The sequence below is a fragment of the Leeuwenhoekiella sp. NPDC079379 genome (genome assembly GCF_044542075.1).
GTDB lineage: Bacteria > Bacteroidota > Bacteroidia > Flavobacteriales > Flavobacteriaceae > Leeuwenhoekiella.
On record NZ_JBITTU010000003.1, the window covers coordinates 249,292 to 267,054 of the forward strand.

15 protein-coding genes are annotated in these 17,763 nt (G+C 35.8%); 12 read left to right on the forward strand and 3 right to left on the reverse strand.

The features are described from left to right. Positions 1-170 precede the first annotated feature (170 nt). Together ACIGAM_RS07010 and gldA are read right to left on the reverse strand one after the other, a co-directional pair. Entirely contained in the window at positions 171-1,220 is a 1,050-nt protein-coding gene (locus tag ACIGAM_RS07010) for an endonuclease/exonuclease/phosphatase family protein (protein WP_396510755.1), read from the reverse strand. Positions 1,221-1,229: 9 nt separating this feature from the next. Continuing rightward, a complete protein-coding gene (gene gldA / locus ACIGAM_RS07015; protein ID WP_396510756.1) occupies positions 1,230-2,123 on the reverse strand; it encodes a gliding motility-associated ABC transporter ATP-binding subunit GldA in 894 nt (297 codons plus the stop codon). Between the two features lie 442 nt (positions 2,124-2,565). Between gldA and ACIGAM_RS07020 the strand changes: the two genes are divergently transcribed. The 4 genes from ACIGAM_RS07020 to ACIGAM_RS07035 are packed head-to-tail and all read left to right on the forward strand — an operon-like array spanning position 2,566 to position 6,564. Further along, complete coding sequence (locus ACIGAM_RS07020; RefSeq protein ID WP_396510757.1) at positions 2,566-3,387, forward strand: prephenate dehydratase; 822 nt, start codon at positions 2,566-2,568, stop codon at positions 3,385-3,387. Beyond that, complete coding sequence (locus tag ACIGAM_RS07025) at positions 3,387-4,535, forward strand: pyridoxal phosphate-dependent aminotransferase (RefSeq protein WP_396510758.1); 1,149 nt, start codon at positions 3,387-3,389, stop codon at positions 4,533-4,535. Before ACIGAM_RS07020 ends, ACIGAM_RS07025 begins: the two co-directional genes overlap by 1 nt. Before the next feature lie 48 nt (positions 4,536-4,583). Beyond that, positions 4,584-5,444, forward strand: coding sequence for a prephenate dehydrogenase (locus ACIGAM_RS07030; RefSeq protein ID WP_396510759.1), 861 nt, complete (start codon positions 4,584-4,586; stop codon positions 5,442-5,444). 28 nt (positions 5,445-5,472) lie between these two features. Further along, positions 5,473-6,564, forward strand: coding sequence for a chorismate mutase (locus tag ACIGAM_RS07035; protein WP_396510760.1), 1,092 nt, complete (start codon positions 5,473-5,475; stop codon positions 6,562-6,564). A 69-nt stretch (positions 6,565-6,633) separates the two neighbouring features. Here ACIGAM_RS07035 and ACIGAM_RS07040 read toward each other — a convergent pair whose 3' ends face one another. Then, positions 6,634-7,281, reverse strand: a complete 648-nt coding sequence (locus ACIGAM_RS07040) for a hypothetical protein (RefSeq protein ID WP_396510761.1) — start codon at positions 7,279-7,281, stop codon at positions 6,634-6,636. A 217-nt stretch (positions 7,282-7,498) separates the two neighbouring features. Between ACIGAM_RS07040 and rsgA the strand changes: the two genes are divergently transcribed. From rsgA to queA, 8 genes are all read left to right on the forward strand, one after another. Next, positions 7,499-8,455 carry a ribosome small subunit-dependent GTPase A gene (rsgA, locus tag ACIGAM_RS07045; protein ID WP_396510762.1) on the forward strand — a complete coding sequence of 319 codons (957 nt, stop codon included), beginning with the start codon at positions 7,499-7,501 and terminating at the stop codon, positions 8,453-8,455. Positions 8,456-8,479: 24 nt separating this feature from the next. Beyond that, entirely contained in the window at positions 8,480-8,932 is a 453-nt protein-coding gene (gene dtd / locus ACIGAM_RS07050) for a D-aminoacyl-tRNA deacylase (protein ID WP_396510763.1), read from the forward strand. A gap of 28 nt (positions 8,933-8,960) precedes the next feature. Then, positions 8,961-10,880, forward strand: coding sequence for a DUF3857 domain-containing protein (locus ACIGAM_RS07055; RefSeq protein ID WP_396510764.1), 1,920 nt, complete (start codon positions 8,961-8,963; stop codon positions 10,878-10,880). A 3-nt stretch (positions 10,881-10,883) separates the two neighbouring features. Then, complete coding sequence (locus tag ACIGAM_RS07060; protein ID WP_396510765.1) at positions 10,884-12,917, forward strand: transglutaminase domain-containing protein; 2,034 nt, start codon at positions 10,884-10,886, stop codon at positions 12,915-12,917. A gap of 3 nt (positions 12,918-12,920) precedes the next feature. Next, positions 12,921-14,933, forward strand: a complete 2,013-nt coding sequence (locus ACIGAM_RS07065) for a transglutaminase (RefSeq protein ID WP_396510766.1) — start codon at positions 12,921-12,923, stop codon at positions 14,931-14,933. A 96-nt stretch (positions 14,934-15,029) separates the two neighbouring features. Beyond that, entirely contained in the window at positions 15,030-15,356 is a 327-nt protein-coding gene (locus tag ACIGAM_RS07070) for a nucleotide pyrophosphohydrolase (protein ID WP_396510767.1), read from the forward strand. 26 nt (positions 15,357-15,382) lie between these two features. Next, a complete protein-coding gene (locus ACIGAM_RS07075) occupies positions 15,383-16,606 on the forward strand; it encodes a 3-phosphoshikimate 1-carboxyvinyltransferase (protein ID WP_396510768.1) in 1,224 nt (407 codons plus the stop codon). A gap of 99 nt (positions 16,607-16,705) precedes the next feature. Beyond that, positions 16,706-17,755 carry a tRNA preQ1(34) S-adenosylmethionine ribosyltransferase-isomerase QueA gene (gene queA / locus ACIGAM_RS07080; RefSeq protein ID WP_396511021.1) on the forward strand — a complete coding sequence of 350 codons (1,050 nt, stop codon included), beginning with the start codon at positions 16,706-16,708 and terminating at the stop codon, positions 17,753-17,755. The last annotated feature ends 8 nt before the right edge of the window (positions 17,756-17,763 follow it).

Consider the following 17,763-nt stretch of genomic DNA (forward strand, 5'->3'; position numbering starts at 1 on the left):
ACACTTTTTAAGTTTTAATAATTAGAAATAATAAATAATATTATATTTTTGTACAAGTGAATTTTAATTAACTATTATGAATTATTGTCAGGATCGGGTTTAGGGACTCGTTCAGAGATGAACATTATTTTCTGACAACCAAGCCCCCGTAAGGGGGCTTTCTATTTTACTTATTCTGCGCTTTCGAGTCCTTCGTTTATGCGTTCTTCAATCTCCTCATTTGTTTCTTCATCTAATTCAGGCTTCTCGATAACTTCACCGGTTTCTAGCCAAAAGGTAAAGAACATTGGGTAATGGTCAGAGCCTACGTGTTCTAAACGTTTCATTTTATCAACCACAACATCTTCAGAATGAAATAAGTGATCTATAGGGAATCTTAAATACCAGTAATCTGCATGAAAAGTAGGAAAAAGACCGCGACCTATTCTGGGATCTATTAAGCCTGTCATTTTAGCAAATAATCTACTTACACGTGACCAGACAACGTCATTAAGGTCTCCACAAACAATCACAGGGCTTTCTAACTCACGTACAGCCTTTCCTATAATTAGTAGCTCAGCGTCGCGTTCTTCTGAAGTTTCGTTTTCAGTAGGACTGGGAGGAGCGGGGTGAACGCATATAAGATTAATAAAACTCTTAGCGTCGTAATAAACTTTTGTAAAAATAGAAGGGATATCTTTTTCGACCAGATAATTTACTTGAGTGTCTCCTAACTCATACTTGCTGTAGAGATGCATTCCATAGAAATTATCTAGCGGTACAGGTACAATATAAGGATAGTTTGTCTCAAGACTTTTGAGTCCGTTTTCCCAGTTTTTGTCGGTTTCCATTACCAGCAATAAATCTGGTTTGTGAAGGTTTACTTGTTGTATAAGCTTGTCATAGTCTGTATTGGTTTGTAAGACATTAGATGTAAGTAGGCTTATTTGCTGAAGACTTTCAGGGTTTTCAGGTTTTTTATCGCGTATAGGATAATAGTGGGAGTATGGGAATACTTTATAAATCTGAAATAGAAGCGTTGCGATAAGACAAGCTCCTACAATATACTCCCAAGTAGTTTCGGGAAAAGCAAAAACAGCAATTAATACAATGACCAGTAATTGTAAAAAACTGGTTTGAACACGTATGAAATCCCAACCGCGTATCACCCAGTGTGTTCCTTGTGTTAGGGGCAGTAAGGCAATGAGTATTAGAAAAAGGGCAAAAGCGTAAAATACCATGGTTTGTAATTAACTGGTGAGGTCTTGAAAAAGCTGTTCTAGTGATCGATTTTTCTTTGAGAGTTGTAATGTTTTTAAGCCGTTGTCGTGGGCAAAATCAAATAATGTAGGTCGCATATCTTTTGCCGTATCAAATGTGATTTCATATACAAATCCTTTTGTGTTTTTAACAGATTTTACTTTAGGTAATTGTAGTAAAGCCACTTCTTCTATACGATAATCAAATTCTACTTCTATAACTTGCTCCTTATCATCTCTAAGATTGTCAAGCTTTTTATCTGCTACAATCTTACCCTTATTGATTATAATTACACGATCACAAATTGCTTCAACCTCTTGCATAATATGCGTAGATAGTAAAACGGTTTTAGTTTTACCTATAGCTTTAATAAGCGATCGTATTTCTTTTAATTGATTGGGATCTAAACCCGTTGTAGGCTCGTCTAGAATTAAAACATCGGGATCATTAATTAATGCGGCAGCAAGCCCTACACGTTGTTTGTATCCTTTACTAAGCTGTTTAATTTTTTTTGTGATTTCTGGAGTTAAGCCGGTAAGTGCTATGACTTTTTCAATACGTTCTTTTGGGGCGTTATTGAGATCTGCGTGAAATTTTAAATATTCTTTAATATACATTTCAGGATATAACGGATTATTTTCCGCCAGGTAACCTATACTTTTTTGAACTTCAAGCTGTTGTGTTTGCGTAGAATAGTCATTTACTAATGCATCACCTGAAGTGGGCTTTAGATAGGTGGTAAGTATTTTCATCATCGTACTCTTACCGGCTCCATTAGGTCCTAAAAACCCGGTAATCTCTCCTTTCTGTATGCTAAAGGAGATCGCATCAAGCGCTTTTTGCGTTCCATAATTTTTTGAGATGGCATTTACCACAATAGACATAAGCTGCGCATTTTATTTTTGGTTGGGTGGCTAAAATTAAACAAATAGGCAACAGCCTTATCTTTCTAAATACTTAAAATACGTAATGATTTACTTAATAATTTGGAGAGTTTGATTTAACAAAAGCTTTATCACTAAAAAAAGGATGTTTTTTAAAGGTCTAATTTGATTTAGTCTAATAAAATGAGCTATTTAATTGATTATCTGTAAAAGTTAGTCGCATTTTAAAAGATTCCTAATTATTTAATTACTTTAGCACCGTAAAACAGAAACAACACATGTTCAACGTACCTTACTTTTATAACCGTTATTATTTCTTTTTCTTTCTGAGAGAAACGGGACCGCTATAATCGTATAGTATTGATATATCATATAGGTCCCGATTTAAAAAATCGGGACTTTTTTTGTTTTAAACTGAAATTTAAAAACTAAATACGCATCTGTGAAACATAAGGTAGCCATACAGGGAATTGAAGGATCCTTTCACCATAAGGTAGCTCAGGATTTTTTTAGCGAGGATGTTGAGGTTGTGGCTTGCCGCAATTTTCAAGATGTGGTTAATAGTCTTTTAAAAGGCGAAAGTACAGATGCAGTGATGGCAATAGAGAACTCTATCGCCGGAAGCATTATACCTAATTACGCTCTTATAGATTGTCACCAGTTAAATATTGAAGGAGAACATTATTTGCCTATAAGTCAAAATTTAATGGCGGTCCCCGGCCAGACTTTAGAAGATATTAAAGAAGTGTGGTCGCACCCGATGGCTCTATTACAATGCAAAGATTTTTTTAAAGACAGAAGTAACATACGTCTTGTTGAAGATGACGACACTGCAGGAGCGGCAAAACGCATCGCCGAGGGTCAATTGACAAATGTAGCAGCAATAGCCAGTGTCACTGCAGCAAAAATTTATGGTTTAGAGATTTTAGCAGAAAACATGCAAACCATTAAAGACAATTCAACACGTTTTTTTATTCTAAATAATAATGGTCGTACAGATATTGATGTACCTGATAAAGCTTCGCTTAAATTTTTGACAGACCATAAAAGAGGCAGTCTGGCAGCGGTACTTAATGTGATGAGCGATTGCAAATTGAATCTTACCAAAATACAGTCGTTACCGGTTATTGAAACCCCCTGGGTGTATTCCTTTTTTGTTGATGTGACTTTTAAAGAATATAAAGATTTTGATAAAGCTAAAAAGTTATTGGCAATAATGGCTGCAGAGTTTAAGGTACTGGGTGAATATAAAAATAGAAAATAATGATTATAGAATCGGCTAAACGTTTACAGCAGACATCAGAATATTACTTTTCGCGTAAGCTTAAAGAGGTAAGAGCGCTTGCAGCAGCAGGTAAGCCTATTATAAATATGGGTGTGGGTAGTCCAGATTTGCCACCACCGCCTCACGTTATTGACGCCCTAACAAAATCTTTGTTAGATGCGCCGGCACACCAGTATCAGAGTTATAAGGGTTTGCCTCAACTTACAAAAGCGATGAGCGACTTTTATGTGAGTAAGTATGCAGTAACCTTAGATTCTGAAACAGAGATTTTACCCTTAATGGGGTCTAAAGAAGGTATTATGCACATAAGCATGGCGTTTCTTAATCAGGGTGATCAGGTTTTAATACCTAATCCCGGTTATCCTACTTATTCTTCGGTAACTAATTTGCTTGAGGCTGAGCCTGTATATTACAATCTTGATGCGGCAAATAATTGGATGCCTAATTACGAAGAGCTTGCTAAGTTAGATTTGAGTAAGGTTAAGTTGATGTGGGTTAATTATCCCCATATGCCAACAGGGGCTAAGGCAACTACAGCAGATTTTGAGAAGTTAATTGCCTTTGCCAAAGCTCAAAATATTCTATTGATAAATGATAACCCGTACAGCTTTATTTTAAATGATAATCCTGAGAGTATTTTAAGTATAGAAGGTGCTAAAGAAGTGGCACTTGAGCTTAACTCATTGAGTAAGTCATTTAATATGTCTGGCTGGCGCGTGGGTATGTTGCTGGGTGCAGAAGATTATATAAACGCAGTGCTAACCGTAAAAAGTAATATGGATAGCGGTATGTTCTACGGAATTCAAAAAGGTGCAGCTGCTGTTTTAACCGAAGGTGAAGGTTGGTTTAATGAACTTAATTCGGTTTATAAATCAAGACGAGAGCTTATGTGGCAACTTGCAGATGTTCTGGGGTGTACGTACGATAAAGAGGCAGCAGGTATGTTTATCTGGGCAAAACTACCTGAAGGAGCAGCAGATGCAGAGTCTTTTATAGATGACATTCTTTTAGAAAAAAGCATCTTCATAACACCCGGAACCATATTTGGCTCACAGGGAGCAGGTTATATACGTTTTTCGCTGTGCGTAACAGAAGATAAAATTAAAGAAGCAATTAGCAGGTTTTAAGCTTGCTTATTAGTAGAGAAGTTAAGAATAGCATTAAAACAAGTAAGCTTGGAAGAATTTAAAAACATATTTATTTTAGGTATAGGGCTTATAGGTGGTTCTATTGCACGCGATTTAAAACGCGTATTACCAGAGAGTACAATTTATGGTATAGACAGTAGTGATAATCACCTGGCAGAAGCGGTAGGTCTTGGCGTTATTGATCATTCTTCGAGATTTGAAGCACTTAGCCAGGCAGACCTCGTTATTCTTGCAATACCGGTAGATCAGGCTAATTTGTTTTTACCTCCTGTTCTTGATGCAGTAGCAGACAAAGCGCTGGTTATAGATGTAGGCTCTACTAAAGGAAGTGTTTGTGATGCTGTGCGTAACCATCCTAAACGCGCTAATTTTTTAGCAGCACATCCTATCGCAGGTACTGAGTTTTCTGGACCTTCTGCAGCAATAGAAAATTTGTTTAAAGAAAAAACAATGATTCTTTGTGAGATAGAAGAGACAGACGATGTATTACTGGCTAAGGCAATGCAGTTGTTTGAAGTTTTAGAAATGCGCATTCGGTATATGAACCCACATTCACACGATAAGCATATTGCTTATGTATCGCATTTATCGCACATAAGCAGTTTTATGCTGGGCAAAACAGTTATCGAAAAAGAGAAAAACGAGAAAGATATCTTTGATATGGCAGGTAGTGGTTTTGCGTCTACAGTAAGGCTGGCAAAGAGTAACCCGGCGACTTGGACTCCCATTTTCAAAGAGAATAAGGCTAATGTGTTAGAAAGTCTTGCCGAATACATAAACAATTTAACACATTTCAAAAATGTCCTTGAAGCTGGTAACTATGAGGAGGTTTATAACGAAATGGAAAATACAAATCATATAAAATCAATACTTAAAGGATTATCGTAATTGGCAAAATGCCGTAAATTTGTAGGATATGGAAAACAAGAAAGAACTTAGAAACTGGTTAGATGCATTCAATCTGGATCATCCTCTGGTAATTGCAGGACCTTGTAGTGCAGAGACCGAAGAACAAGTGCTAAAAATTGCACATGAATTAAAAGATACAGACGCAACTGTATTTAGAGCAGGAATCTGGAAACCGCGTACGCGCCCGGGAATGTTTGAAGGAGTAGGAGCTTTAGGTTTAAAGTGGCTTCAGAAAGCAAAAGAAGAAACCGGTATGCTTACAACTACTGAAGTAGCAAACCCAAACCATGTTGAACTGGCTCTTAAGCATGATGTAGATATCTTATGGATAGGTGCACGTACTACTGTTTCTCCATTCAACATTCAGGAAATTGCTGAAGCTTTAAAAGGAACAGATAAAATTGTACTTATTAAAAACCCGGTAAATCCAGATTTAGCATTGTGGCTAGGTGCTGTTGAGCGTTTTTACACACAAGATGTTAAAAATCTTGGTGTGATACACAGAGGGTTTTCTACCTATGAGAAAACACGTTACCGTAACAATCCTGAGTGGCAAGTTGCTGTAGATTTACAAGATAAATTTCCAGACTTACCTTTAATCTTAGACCCGTCTCATATTGCGGGACGTCGTGATATTATATTTGATTTGTGTCAAACAGGTCTTGACCTTAATTACGATGGTATTATGGTAGAGACGCATTACGATCCTGATAATGCTTGGAGTGATGCTGCTCAACAAATTACTCCTTCTACACTAGTTCAAATTATGAAAGATTTGAAAATACGTAAAGAAGAAGGTACTGCAGCAGAGTTTAATAACAAATTAAATACACTACGTACTCAAATAGATGTAGTAGATCATCAGCTTATTGAAAGTCTGGGTAAACGTATGAAAATTGCAGATTCTATAGGGGAGCTTAAAACGCAAAACAATGTTGCGATTTTACAGTCTAAACGTTGGAATGAGATTTTAGGAGCAATGATTTTAGAAGGTGAGAAACACAATTTAAGCGAAGAATTTATTCTACGTGTGTTTAAAGCGATTCACCAAGAATCAATTAACCACCAGAAGAAAATCTCAAGAATGGAAGAGGCATAGTTCTCATTCTTAATTGATAAAAAAAGGCGCTCATTGAGCGCCTTTTTTTTTATTTAATCTTTTTAAAGATTACTTAGTATAAGCAAGTCTTCTTGAAGCTTTTCGCATTAAAACATTTATGAGATCATCAGAATTGCTTCCAAAGCTTCCGGAAACTTTCTTGTTGTAATTCCATAGTAACTCGCCATCTGCTGCATTGTTAATATTCATATTTACAATCGCAGAATTTGTACTTCCCCAGAAGCCTATTAAAAGGCCTAATGCAATAGAAGCCCCCTCAGACATAGGTTTGTTAGTGTCGTAAGTGCCAGATATGATGGCGTCAACTTCCAGAATTTGAGCAAGTTCTTCTGGAGTATAGGTTTCTATATTTTCTGCATTGATGTTTTGCTTCAATAATAAAGCTTTTGTACGTGATGGTTGTTGCACATCTATTGCGAGGGTTCCTCGTTTTTTACGTTTAAGAAACCAGGAGTACATAGCGTCCTGAAGACTTTCAGCTTCGCTTAATTGCATCTCTTCCAGTTGACCGGGCTCCAACTTTTCCATCTGCTTGGGGCGTAATTCTATTTTTGTTTTAAAAGGTAGAATAGCAATGTTTTTATGGTCTTTGGCTAGCTCGTCAAACTTTGGATTTTCATATAAATGCGTTTGAGACTGGGCGATAAATCCGCTTAAAAAAGTAACTAGAAAAAGGAATTGTGTAATTTTTTTCATATTTGAGGTTATTGTTTGGTTCGCAATAACCACAAAACTAATGACTTTTCAAATTAGTATTATTCAAAATTATTTTATAAAGGCGTTTTATGACTTTGACTCAATCTCCTTTATTTTTTTAATCTAAAGCGCTTTACCGCTAATGTATTTTACGCTTTAACTATTTGAGTTCTTTAAAATAAAGTAGTTTTACAAACTCATTATTTAAAAATAATTTTTGAAAGGAACGGTTTACAAATCTACCGGAAGTTGGTACAGCGTTAAAACAGAAGACGGCACATCTTACGATTGTCGTATTAAGGGGCGCTTTAGAATGCAGGGTATAAAAAGTACAAATCCTGTGGCGGTAGGCGATACGGTTGTGTTTGAGTTAGAGCAGACCAGTGATGCTGTAACGGGAGTTATTAAAGATATAGACAAACGAGAAAATTACATCATACGTAAATCTGTAAATTTGTCTAAGCAGACGCATATTATTGCTGCAAATATAGATCTGTGTTTTTTAGTAGTTACGCTTAACAATCCACCTACATTTACTGCATTTATAGATCGTTTTTTAGTTACGTGTGAGGCTTATCATATTAAAGCTGTTCTGCTTTTTAATAAAGTAGATACGTTAAATGACGAAGAATTTGGCGAGGTTAAATATCTGGCCGAAATGTACCGTGAAATAGGGTATACCTGTATTGGTGTTTCTGCAAAAACCGGTAAAAATGTAGATCAGGTCAAAGAATTAATGCTGGGTAAAACCAGTATGTTCTCGGGGCATAGTGGTGTGGGTAAATCTACGCTGGTCAATGCACTAGAGCCTTCATTAGATTTAAAAACTAAAGAAATAAGCGGTCAGCATATGCAAGGTCAACATACAACTACTTTTGCAGAGATGTATGATCTTACATTTGACGCTCGTATTATAGATACTCCTGGCATTAAAGGTTTTGGCGTTGTTGATATTGAGAAAGAAGAGTTAGGCAATTATTTCCCTGAGTTTTTTGCTTTAAAAGATCAATGCAAATTTAATAATTGCTTACACCTTGAAGAACCTAAATGCGCAATAAAAGAAGCGCTTGAAGATGACCAATTAAGCTGGTCGCGTTATCAAAGCTACAAACAGATTATTGAAGGAGATGAGGAAAATTACCGTCGTAATGTTTATGATCAACCTCAGCCCTAAGTTTCATTTACTAATATTTAAAGTATGCGTGTAGTAATTCAGCGGGTAAGCGAAGCTTCAGTAATAATAGATAATGTTATCAAAGGAGAAATAGCTTCTGGATTTATGATACTTCTGGGTATTGAGCCTAATGATAACGAGTCTGATATTGACTGGCTAACTTCAAAAATATGTGGGCTTCGTGTTTTTAGTGATGCCGAAGGTTTAATGAATGAAAGTATTATTGATCAAAATGGTGAGATACTTTTAATAAGTCAGTTTACTTTATTTGCATCAACAAAAAAGGGAAATCGTCCTTCATTTTTAAATGCCGCGAAGCCCGAAATTGCAATACCGCTCTATGAGAATTTTGTAGGAGCCCTTTCTCAGAAGCTTGGTAAACGGGTTAAAACAGGTGAATTTGGCGCCGATATGAAAGTTTCCATCATCAACGATGGGCCAGTAACTATTACAATTGATTCTAAAAACAGAGAATAGTTTAGGAAAATATTAAGATTTTAGTATATTGCTAAACAATATACATATTATCAAAAAGTTATTATTCCTCCTAATTGTTTGCCCCCTACTTACATTTAGTCAAGAAGTAAACTTCTCAGCATTAAATGTCGACTCTGCCCTTTCTCAGGGAGCAGACAGTGTAATTATACACGAAGAAATCACTTTAGATCTTTCAGAAGAAGGCACTTTAAAAACTTCAGTTTATAGAGTTGTTACCGTTTATAATAAGGCTGGTTTATCTGATGTGAAAGCCTATGCTAGTTACAATAACAATTCTAAAGTTTCTAAAATTGAAGCAGTTATCTATGACTTACTGGGTAATGAAAAGCAAAAAATAAAAAAGCGCGATTTTAAAGATGTGAGTGCAGTAAGCGGCGGAACGTTGTATGCAGATAGTCGCATCATGTATTTAGATTATACGGCAACTTCATATCCCTATACGGTAAGTTTTGTTTCAGAAACCGAATCTAAAACCACTGCTTTTCTCAGAGAATGGATGCCCGTCTCCCGGTATGAAAGTGGAACTCAATATTCACAATTTACCGTAATACATAACCCTGAAAATATCTTAAGATCAAAATCTACACAACTAGAGGAGTATGATGTTACGGTAGAAGAAACAGCAGGTAAAACCGTTTGGACGGCACGTAATATTGCCCCGATATCACAAGAATATAATTCTCCTGCTCTCGATAAAAGAATGCCACGTGTAAAGTGCTTTTTTGATACGTTTTATTTAGAAGGGGTACCCGGTATTGCCGGCAATTGGAAAGATTTTGGGAAATGGATGTATGATGAATTGGTTATAGATACACAAGATCTCGATGCAGCGACTATAGCGCAAGTGCAGGAACTTGTTAAAGATTTACCAGATGAGGAGGCTAAGGCAAGAGCTATTTATCAATTTGTACAGGATAAGGTAAGGTACATTAGTGTGCAGGTTGAAATAGGTGGTTGGAAACCTATGAATGCTTCAGATGTACAGCGATTAAGTTATGGCGACTGTAAGGCTTTAAGTAGCTATACACAAAGTTTGCTTAAAGCGGCGGGTATAAAATCCTTTTATACCATTTTATACGGTGATACCGGTAAAGAGTCATTAGAGACAGATGTTGTTGCTATGCAGGGTAATCACGCAATTTTGGGTGTACAGCTTGGAGATTCTATTAAATTTTTAGAATGTACCAGTCAGGAGACTCCATTTGGTTATATGGGTTTGTTTACAGATGACAGAGACGTTTTATTAGTAACCGAAGAAGGTGGTAAGCTGGCACGAACTACAAAATACGAGCAGGAAGATAATCTCAATAAAGTCTCAGCAAAATTTATTTTAGACGCCGCAGGTGATTTATCGGGTTCTATTTCCAGAACTTCTGAGGGAATTTATTATTCGGCCCGAATGCAGTTAGACACTAAGAATGATAAAGATCTCAAAGATTACTACTACAACACTTTTGACGGTATAAAGAATCTGTCGGTATCAGATATTAGTTTGCAAAATGATAAGCTGGCAATTAACTATAAAGAAGACATGAACATTGAAGCATCTGGATATGCTTCAAAAATAAACGAGAATTTTTTAATTGAAGTAAATCCCTTTGCGCTTACAAGAGATGCAATACCGCCACGTTATGTAGATCGAAAATCGAATTTTATAATTCTAAGAGGCACGGTGCAAAAACAGGAAGTTGAAATTGCGCTTCCTCAAAATTTCACAGTAAATAGTCTTCCTGAAGATATCGAAATTACTGAAGAATTTGCCTCCTACAAGGCAACCTACAAAATCAAAGAGGGTATGCTATACTATACGCGCATTTTAAAATTAAACGAAGGAGAATATTCGGTAGGTGTTTATAATGCGTATCGTGATTTTTATAAAAACTGTGTGCGTTTAGATGGTCAAAAATTACTAATTGAAACAAAATAAAATATGCATAAAATTACATTATTCCTGTTTTTACTAATTACGACAGTAAACTTTGGTCAGGACTTTAGGTTTGGAAAAGTTTCTATAGAAGAACTCAAAGAAGAATCTCACGCGCTTGATTCTGATGCTGATGCAGCTATTTTATTTAGAGAGCAATATTCTCACATTGATTACAGTCAGAATAACGGTTTTACACTCACAACAGAAATATATGAGCGTATCAAAATTTACAACGCAGAAGGTTTTGAATGGGGTACTCATGTAATCCCAATATATCAGGGAGGAGGTGATAATGAAGAAGACATTAATAGTCTTAAAGCGGTAACCTATACGCTAGAAAATGGAAAAGTAGTTGAAACTAAATTACAGAATGACGGTATTTTTAAAGAAGTACGTAATAAGTTTTACAACGTAGAAAAGTTTACAATGCCTAATCTTCAGGCGGGTTGTATTATAGAATTTAAGTATAAGCTTGTATCCCCGTTTCTATCAAATATTGATGAAATACGTCTTCAGGAAGATATCCCTTTAAACAAGGCAGATATTCGCTTTTACAGCCCAGAGTGGTTGGTGTATCAGATGCATCGTAAAGGATTACAACCTTTTAAAGTAGAGGAGTCGAGTAAAGCTGCAAAATTAAATTATGTAGTACGTGTTGATCGCAATGCAGGCTTTGCAACCTTAAGTGGCAGTCAATTACAAAAGAGAAATACCACGCAGAATCAAACTATAGATTATCAAGCTAATAGTTATTCGATTAATGTTGAAAATGTACCCGCAATGAAAGATGAGGTGTTTTCTTCTAATATTGATAACTATAGGTCTGCAATAACCTTTGAGCTGGCCTATACTAAATACCCCAACGAACCTTTTGAGACGATTACCAGTACATGGGAGGCTGTATCAAAAACGATTTATGATTCTGAAAATTTTGGAGGTCAGTTAAAAAACGACCGGTTTTATGCTGATGATGTAGATGCGGTTATATCGGGCTCAACAACTTCTGAAGAAAAAGCAACGCGAATCTATGAGTTTGTTAAACAAAAAATGAATTGGAATAAATACATAGGTATTTATGCAGATGAGGGTGTGAAAGATGCTTATAAAACAGGAGTAGGTAATACTGCAGATATAAACTTGTTGTTAGTAAGTATGTTGCGTTATGCGGGACTTGATGCAAACCCTATTATATTAAGTACACGCGATAATGGTATTCCTCTTTTTCCTACGCGTAATGGTTTTAACGATGTAATTGCGGGAGTTAAACTTGATGAGAACGTAATTCTGATGGACGCTACTCATAAAATGGGAGCTGCAAATTTGCTTGAGGAAAAGCTTTTAAACTGGAATGGTAGATTAATACGTGAAGATGGTTCATCAGAATGGGTGAGTTTAAACCCTATAAAACATGCGTTAGAAAATACCATGCTTAATTTAGAAATATCAGAAGATTTAGCAATTTCTTGTAAGGCGCGTAGCCAATATACGGGTAATTACGGTTTGTCTTACAGAAGAAATTATAGTGGAAAAAGTGAGCAGGAAAGTTTGGAAACTCTTGAAGAACGGTATTCGGGGATTGAAATTAATGAATTAGAAGTTAAAAATATAGAAAAAGTTTACGAGCCTGTAGAATTGAATTATAGTTTTGAAATTCTAGATGGTATAGAAGAAATAGGAGGTAAACTCTACATATCGCCATTTCTACATTTAGCAACACAAGAAAATCCCTTCAAATCTGAAGAGCGCAAACATCCTGTAGACTTTATGTATCCGTGGAAAGATAGATTTATCATAAACATTAAAGTTCCTCAAGGCTATGTGGTAGAAAGCCTTCCTCAAAATACGATTGTAAATCTTGCTGAAGATTTAGGGGTATTTAAATATTTAATATCCAATACTAATGGGTATGTGCAGGTTTCTTGTGAAATGGCATTAAATTCATCTATAATTACCCCGCAATATTACCAGGATTTGAAGAAATTCTACGAGCTTGTCGTCTCCAAGCAAAATGATAAGATAGTTTTATCTAAAGCATAAGATGTGAGTTTTTACAAATTAAGGTTATGCCTAATAGCTATTATCTCTTTCAATACACTTAGTGCACAAGAGTACAAGCTTGATAAAATTTCTGAAGAAGATCTAAGTTCTAGAATCTATGAGAATGATTCTACAGTACCCGCAGTTTATATTGATAAAATAAGGGAGACTTATCTTGATTACGACTCTACTCTTAAAAATTGGGTTTTTATAAATGAAATTACAGAGCGTATTAAAATATTAAATACGAGCGGGCTTGATTATGCTACAAAACGAATCAAATTATATAAAAAAGAAAAAAGAGAAGAGGAAGTTGAAGATGTGAGCGGTCTTACGTATAATTTAGATAATGGGCAGATTAAAAAACACAAGCTTACAAAAGAGGCAATTTTTCAACAAGAGGTAAGCGAAAATTTTAATGAGAGCAGTTTTACGCTTCCAGATGCACGTGTAGGCAGTATTGTAGAATGGAGTTATAAGACAATATCTCCTTTTTATAAAATTGACGATTTAATACTTCAGGAGAATATACCGGTTTTAAATTATTATGCCAAAGTGCGTACACCGGGTATGTTTACATTTAGAAGAATTAAAAAAGGATATTTTACTATTGAACCTCAAGAATCTGTAAAGAAAAGAACTTTGGGAATTAGTTATAATCCTGAAGGAGCTTATGGTTCGCGTCTTTCTACTACAAGAAATATGAATATTACATTTAGTGAAATCACTGCTGAATTTTCAAAACAAAATATCCCAGCTTTAAAGAAAGAGGTGTTTATGAACAATCCTGAAAATTACAGAATGTCTGTAGTCTATGAGTTGGTTTCAACAGAATTTGATAAAGGAAATAAAAGAGAGTATGCCACAAACTGGGAAGAGGTTGCAAAATCAATTTTTAAGTCGGTTAATTTTGGAGGCCAATTAGAGCGTACTATTTACCTTAGGGATTTAGGAAAAACAATTACTATCTCTAATACAAGTACCGAAGATAAAATCACAGCATCTTTAGAAACCATCAAAGGTAAAATGACGTGGAATGGGGATTACGGGAAATATACAGATCAGGGTTTAAAAAAGGCCTTCATTTTAGGTTCTGGTAATGTTGCTGAAATTAATCTTATGCTTGTAGCTCTTCTTCGGGAGGTAGGAGTGAATGCAAACCCTGTTTTAGTAAGTACAAAGCAGTACGGGATTCCTAACTTTCCCACCTTAGAAGGGTTTAATTATGTCTTGGCAGGTGTGCGGGATGGTGGTAATACGATACTTCTTGATGCTACAGATAAATTCAGCGCGCCTAATATTCTTCCCACGCGTGTATACAACTGGTATGGCAGAATGATCAATAAAGACGGTATTTCTCAGGAAATAGATCTTTTTGAAGATTTAAAACCATCTACACATATCTTTTTAAATGCTACGCTATCTAAAGAAGGCTCATTAAGTGGAGAGGTCATTAAGCGTTATACAGGTCTTGATGCTTTAGATTTTAGAGCAAAATACAGCAATGCCGACAAAAATAACTATGCAGAAAAGGAACAGGAAAAACTGGGATTAGATGCAATTAGCAATTACAAATTAAAGAATCTTAAAGAATTACCAGAGCCCGTGGTAGAGACTTTTAACTTTAAGAGAGAAGTTGCAGTAGATATTATAGGGGATAAAATTGTCATAAGCCCCTTATTATTTTTCACTGAAACTGAATCACCTTTCAAATCTGATGAACGCCAGTTTCCTATAGATTTTGAGTATCCTTTTCTACGCGATATTCGTATTAATATTAAAATACCTGAAGGTTATGAGGTAAATAGTTTGCCTAAGGCAATGCGTATAAGTTTGCCCAATGACATGGGAGATTTTTTATATACTATTGTACATACATCCGGAACGTTGCAAATTATGGCACGCTTTAATGTAAAACAGCATATTATAGATAGTGCATTTTATTTTTCTTTAAAAGAATTTTTCAAATTGAAAGTAGATAAAGAAAATGAACGTGTGATTCTTCAAAAAATCTGACCTGTTGTAAATGCTTTGTTAGGCTTTTTTGATTCTTTAAGTGATTAGTTTTTTACTTTACCTTATTTTAGCGTCGTAAGTAAGAACAACCCAATCATGAAAATCGATAATGCTCAGATAGCTGTTGACGAGTGGATAAAAACACACGGAGTTCGCTATTTTAATGAACTTACTAATATGGCTCAACTTACCGAAGAAGTAGGTGAAGTTGCGCGTATAATCGCACGCCGTTATGGTGAACAAAGCGAGAAAGAGAGCGACAAAGATAAAGATCTGGGAGAAGAATTGGCAGATGTACTATTTGTAGTGCTTTGTTTAGCAAATCAAACCGGAATAAATCTACAGGACGCTTTTGATAAAAAGCTTGATTTAAAGACGAAGCGAGATCACGATCGTCACCATAATAATGATAAACTGAAGTAATCGCACTTTCTTAATACACTACAATTTTGATACTTAAATTAGAACAAAAAAGTCCGCATTTATCTGGAGATGTACGTATAACAGGATCAAAAAGTGAAAGCAACAGATTGTTGCTGCTTCAGGCGCTTTTTGGCAATTTTGAGATAAATAATCTTTCAAATAGCGATGATAGTGAAGTGATGCAAAAAGCTTTAGCTTCCACAGAAAAAACTGTAGATATACACCATGCGGGTACGGCTATGCGATTTCTTACCGCCTACTTCGCAGCTTATGAAGGTAGAGAAACCTTACTTACCGGTAGCCCACGTATGAAGGAGCGTCCAATAGGGCTTCTGGTTGATGCACTTAGAAGTTTAGGTGCAGATATTACATATGTAGATGCAGAGGGTTTTGCGCCTTTATTAATTAAAGGCAAAAGACTTACTAAAAATAAAGTGTCATTAGCCGCTAACGTAAGTAGCCAGTATATATCTGCGCTTATGATGGTAGGTGCTTCATTTGAAAATGGTATCGAAATTAAATTACTGGGGAATATTACTTCGGTACCCTATATAGAAATGACACGCTCTTTATTAACCCAACTTGAGATAGACAGCAGTTTTGAAGGTCAACTTATACGTGTAGCACCGGCTCATAATGTGACTGTTGCACAAATGACGGTAGAGTCTGACTGGAGTAGCGTTTCTTATTATTACAGTCTGGTTGCACTTTCAGAAACGGCGAGACTTACGCTATCAAGTTATAAAAAGGAAAGCCTACAGGGTGATGCTGTTCTAGCAGAGCTTTATACTAAACTTGGTGTAAAAACTACTTTTTTAGAAAATTCGATTATTCTTGAAAAAGAAAAAGATGCTCACTTAAAGCACATATCTTTTGATCTTGCAAACAGCCCCGACATAGCTCAGACAATAGCCGTTACATGTTTTGGTCTGGGAATATCTTGCGATTTAACGGGACTTCACACTTTAAAAATTAAAGAGACAGATCGTCTTGAGGCCTTAAAAGCTGAACTTACTAAACTAGGTGCGACTATTGAAGTGACTGATAAATCTCTTCATTTAAAAGCTGGTGGAACCTGTGTAGAAAATGTTACTATAAAAACCTACCAAGACCATAGAATGGCGATGGCTTTTGCACCTTTAGCACTTAAAGTACCAATTATTTTTGAAGATGCAGAGGTTGTAAACAAATCATATCCTGATTTTTGGGCTGATTTTAGGGGGCTGGGCTTCAAAACAGAGCAAGTTTAGGCTTGTACTAAATTAAACCGTGTTTTACTTGACAACCCCTACCTTGAGGTTGTATATTTGCACGCTATTTTAAATACCTAAAAAAGACATCCCATGGGAATGAAACTTTCGCATTTTAATTTTGATTTGCCAGACGAGCTATTAGCTGAATATCCTGCCGAAAATAGGGATGAAGCACGCTTAATGGTTCTTAATCGTAAAACTAAAACTATAGAGCATAAGCTCTTTAAAGATATTATAGATTATTTTGAGCCTAATGATATCATGGTTCTTAACAATACAAAGGTTTTTCCTGCACGTCTTTATGGAAATAAAGAAAAAACAGGCGCTCGTATTGAAGTGTTTTTATTGAGAGAACTTAATTCAGAAACGCGATTATGGGATGTGCTTGTAGATCCTGCACGTAAAATACGTATTGGTAATAAGCTTTATTTTGGCGATGATGAGAGTCTGGTTGCTGAAGTAATTGACAATACGACTTCTAGAGGTAGAACTTTACGTTTCTTATACGATGGTTCATACCAGGAATTTAGAAATAAACTTACAGAATTAGGAGAGACACCACTTCCTAAATACATCAAACGTGAGGTAGAGCCTGAAGATGCAGAGCGTTATCAAACTATTTTTGCTAAAGAAGAAGGTGCTGTTGCTGCTCCTACAGCAGGATTGCACTTCAGCAAGCATTTATTAAAGCGTCTTGAGATTAAAGGTCTTAATTTTGCTGAAGTTACACTTCACGTAGGTTTAGGTACTTTTAGCGCCGTTGAGGTAGAAGATTTATCTAAGCACAAGATGGATAGCGAAGAGGCTTACATTAAGCCCGAAGCTGTAGAGGTAATAAATAAAGCAATAAGCGAAAAGAGAAGAATTTGTGCTGTAGGTACTACGGTAATGCGTACCCTTGAAAGTGCAGTAAGTTCTAATCATACGTTAAACGAGTTTGGGGGCTGGACAAATAAATTTATTTTTCCTCCTTATGACTTTAGTATTGCAAATTGTATGGTAACTAATTTCCATACCCCAAGATCTACGCTAATGATGATGGTTTCAGCATTTGCAGGTCATGATTTTATGAAAGAGGCTTACGAAGAAGCAGTAAAAGAGAAATATAAATTCTACACGTACGGGGATGCGATGTTAATCATCTAATTCTAATT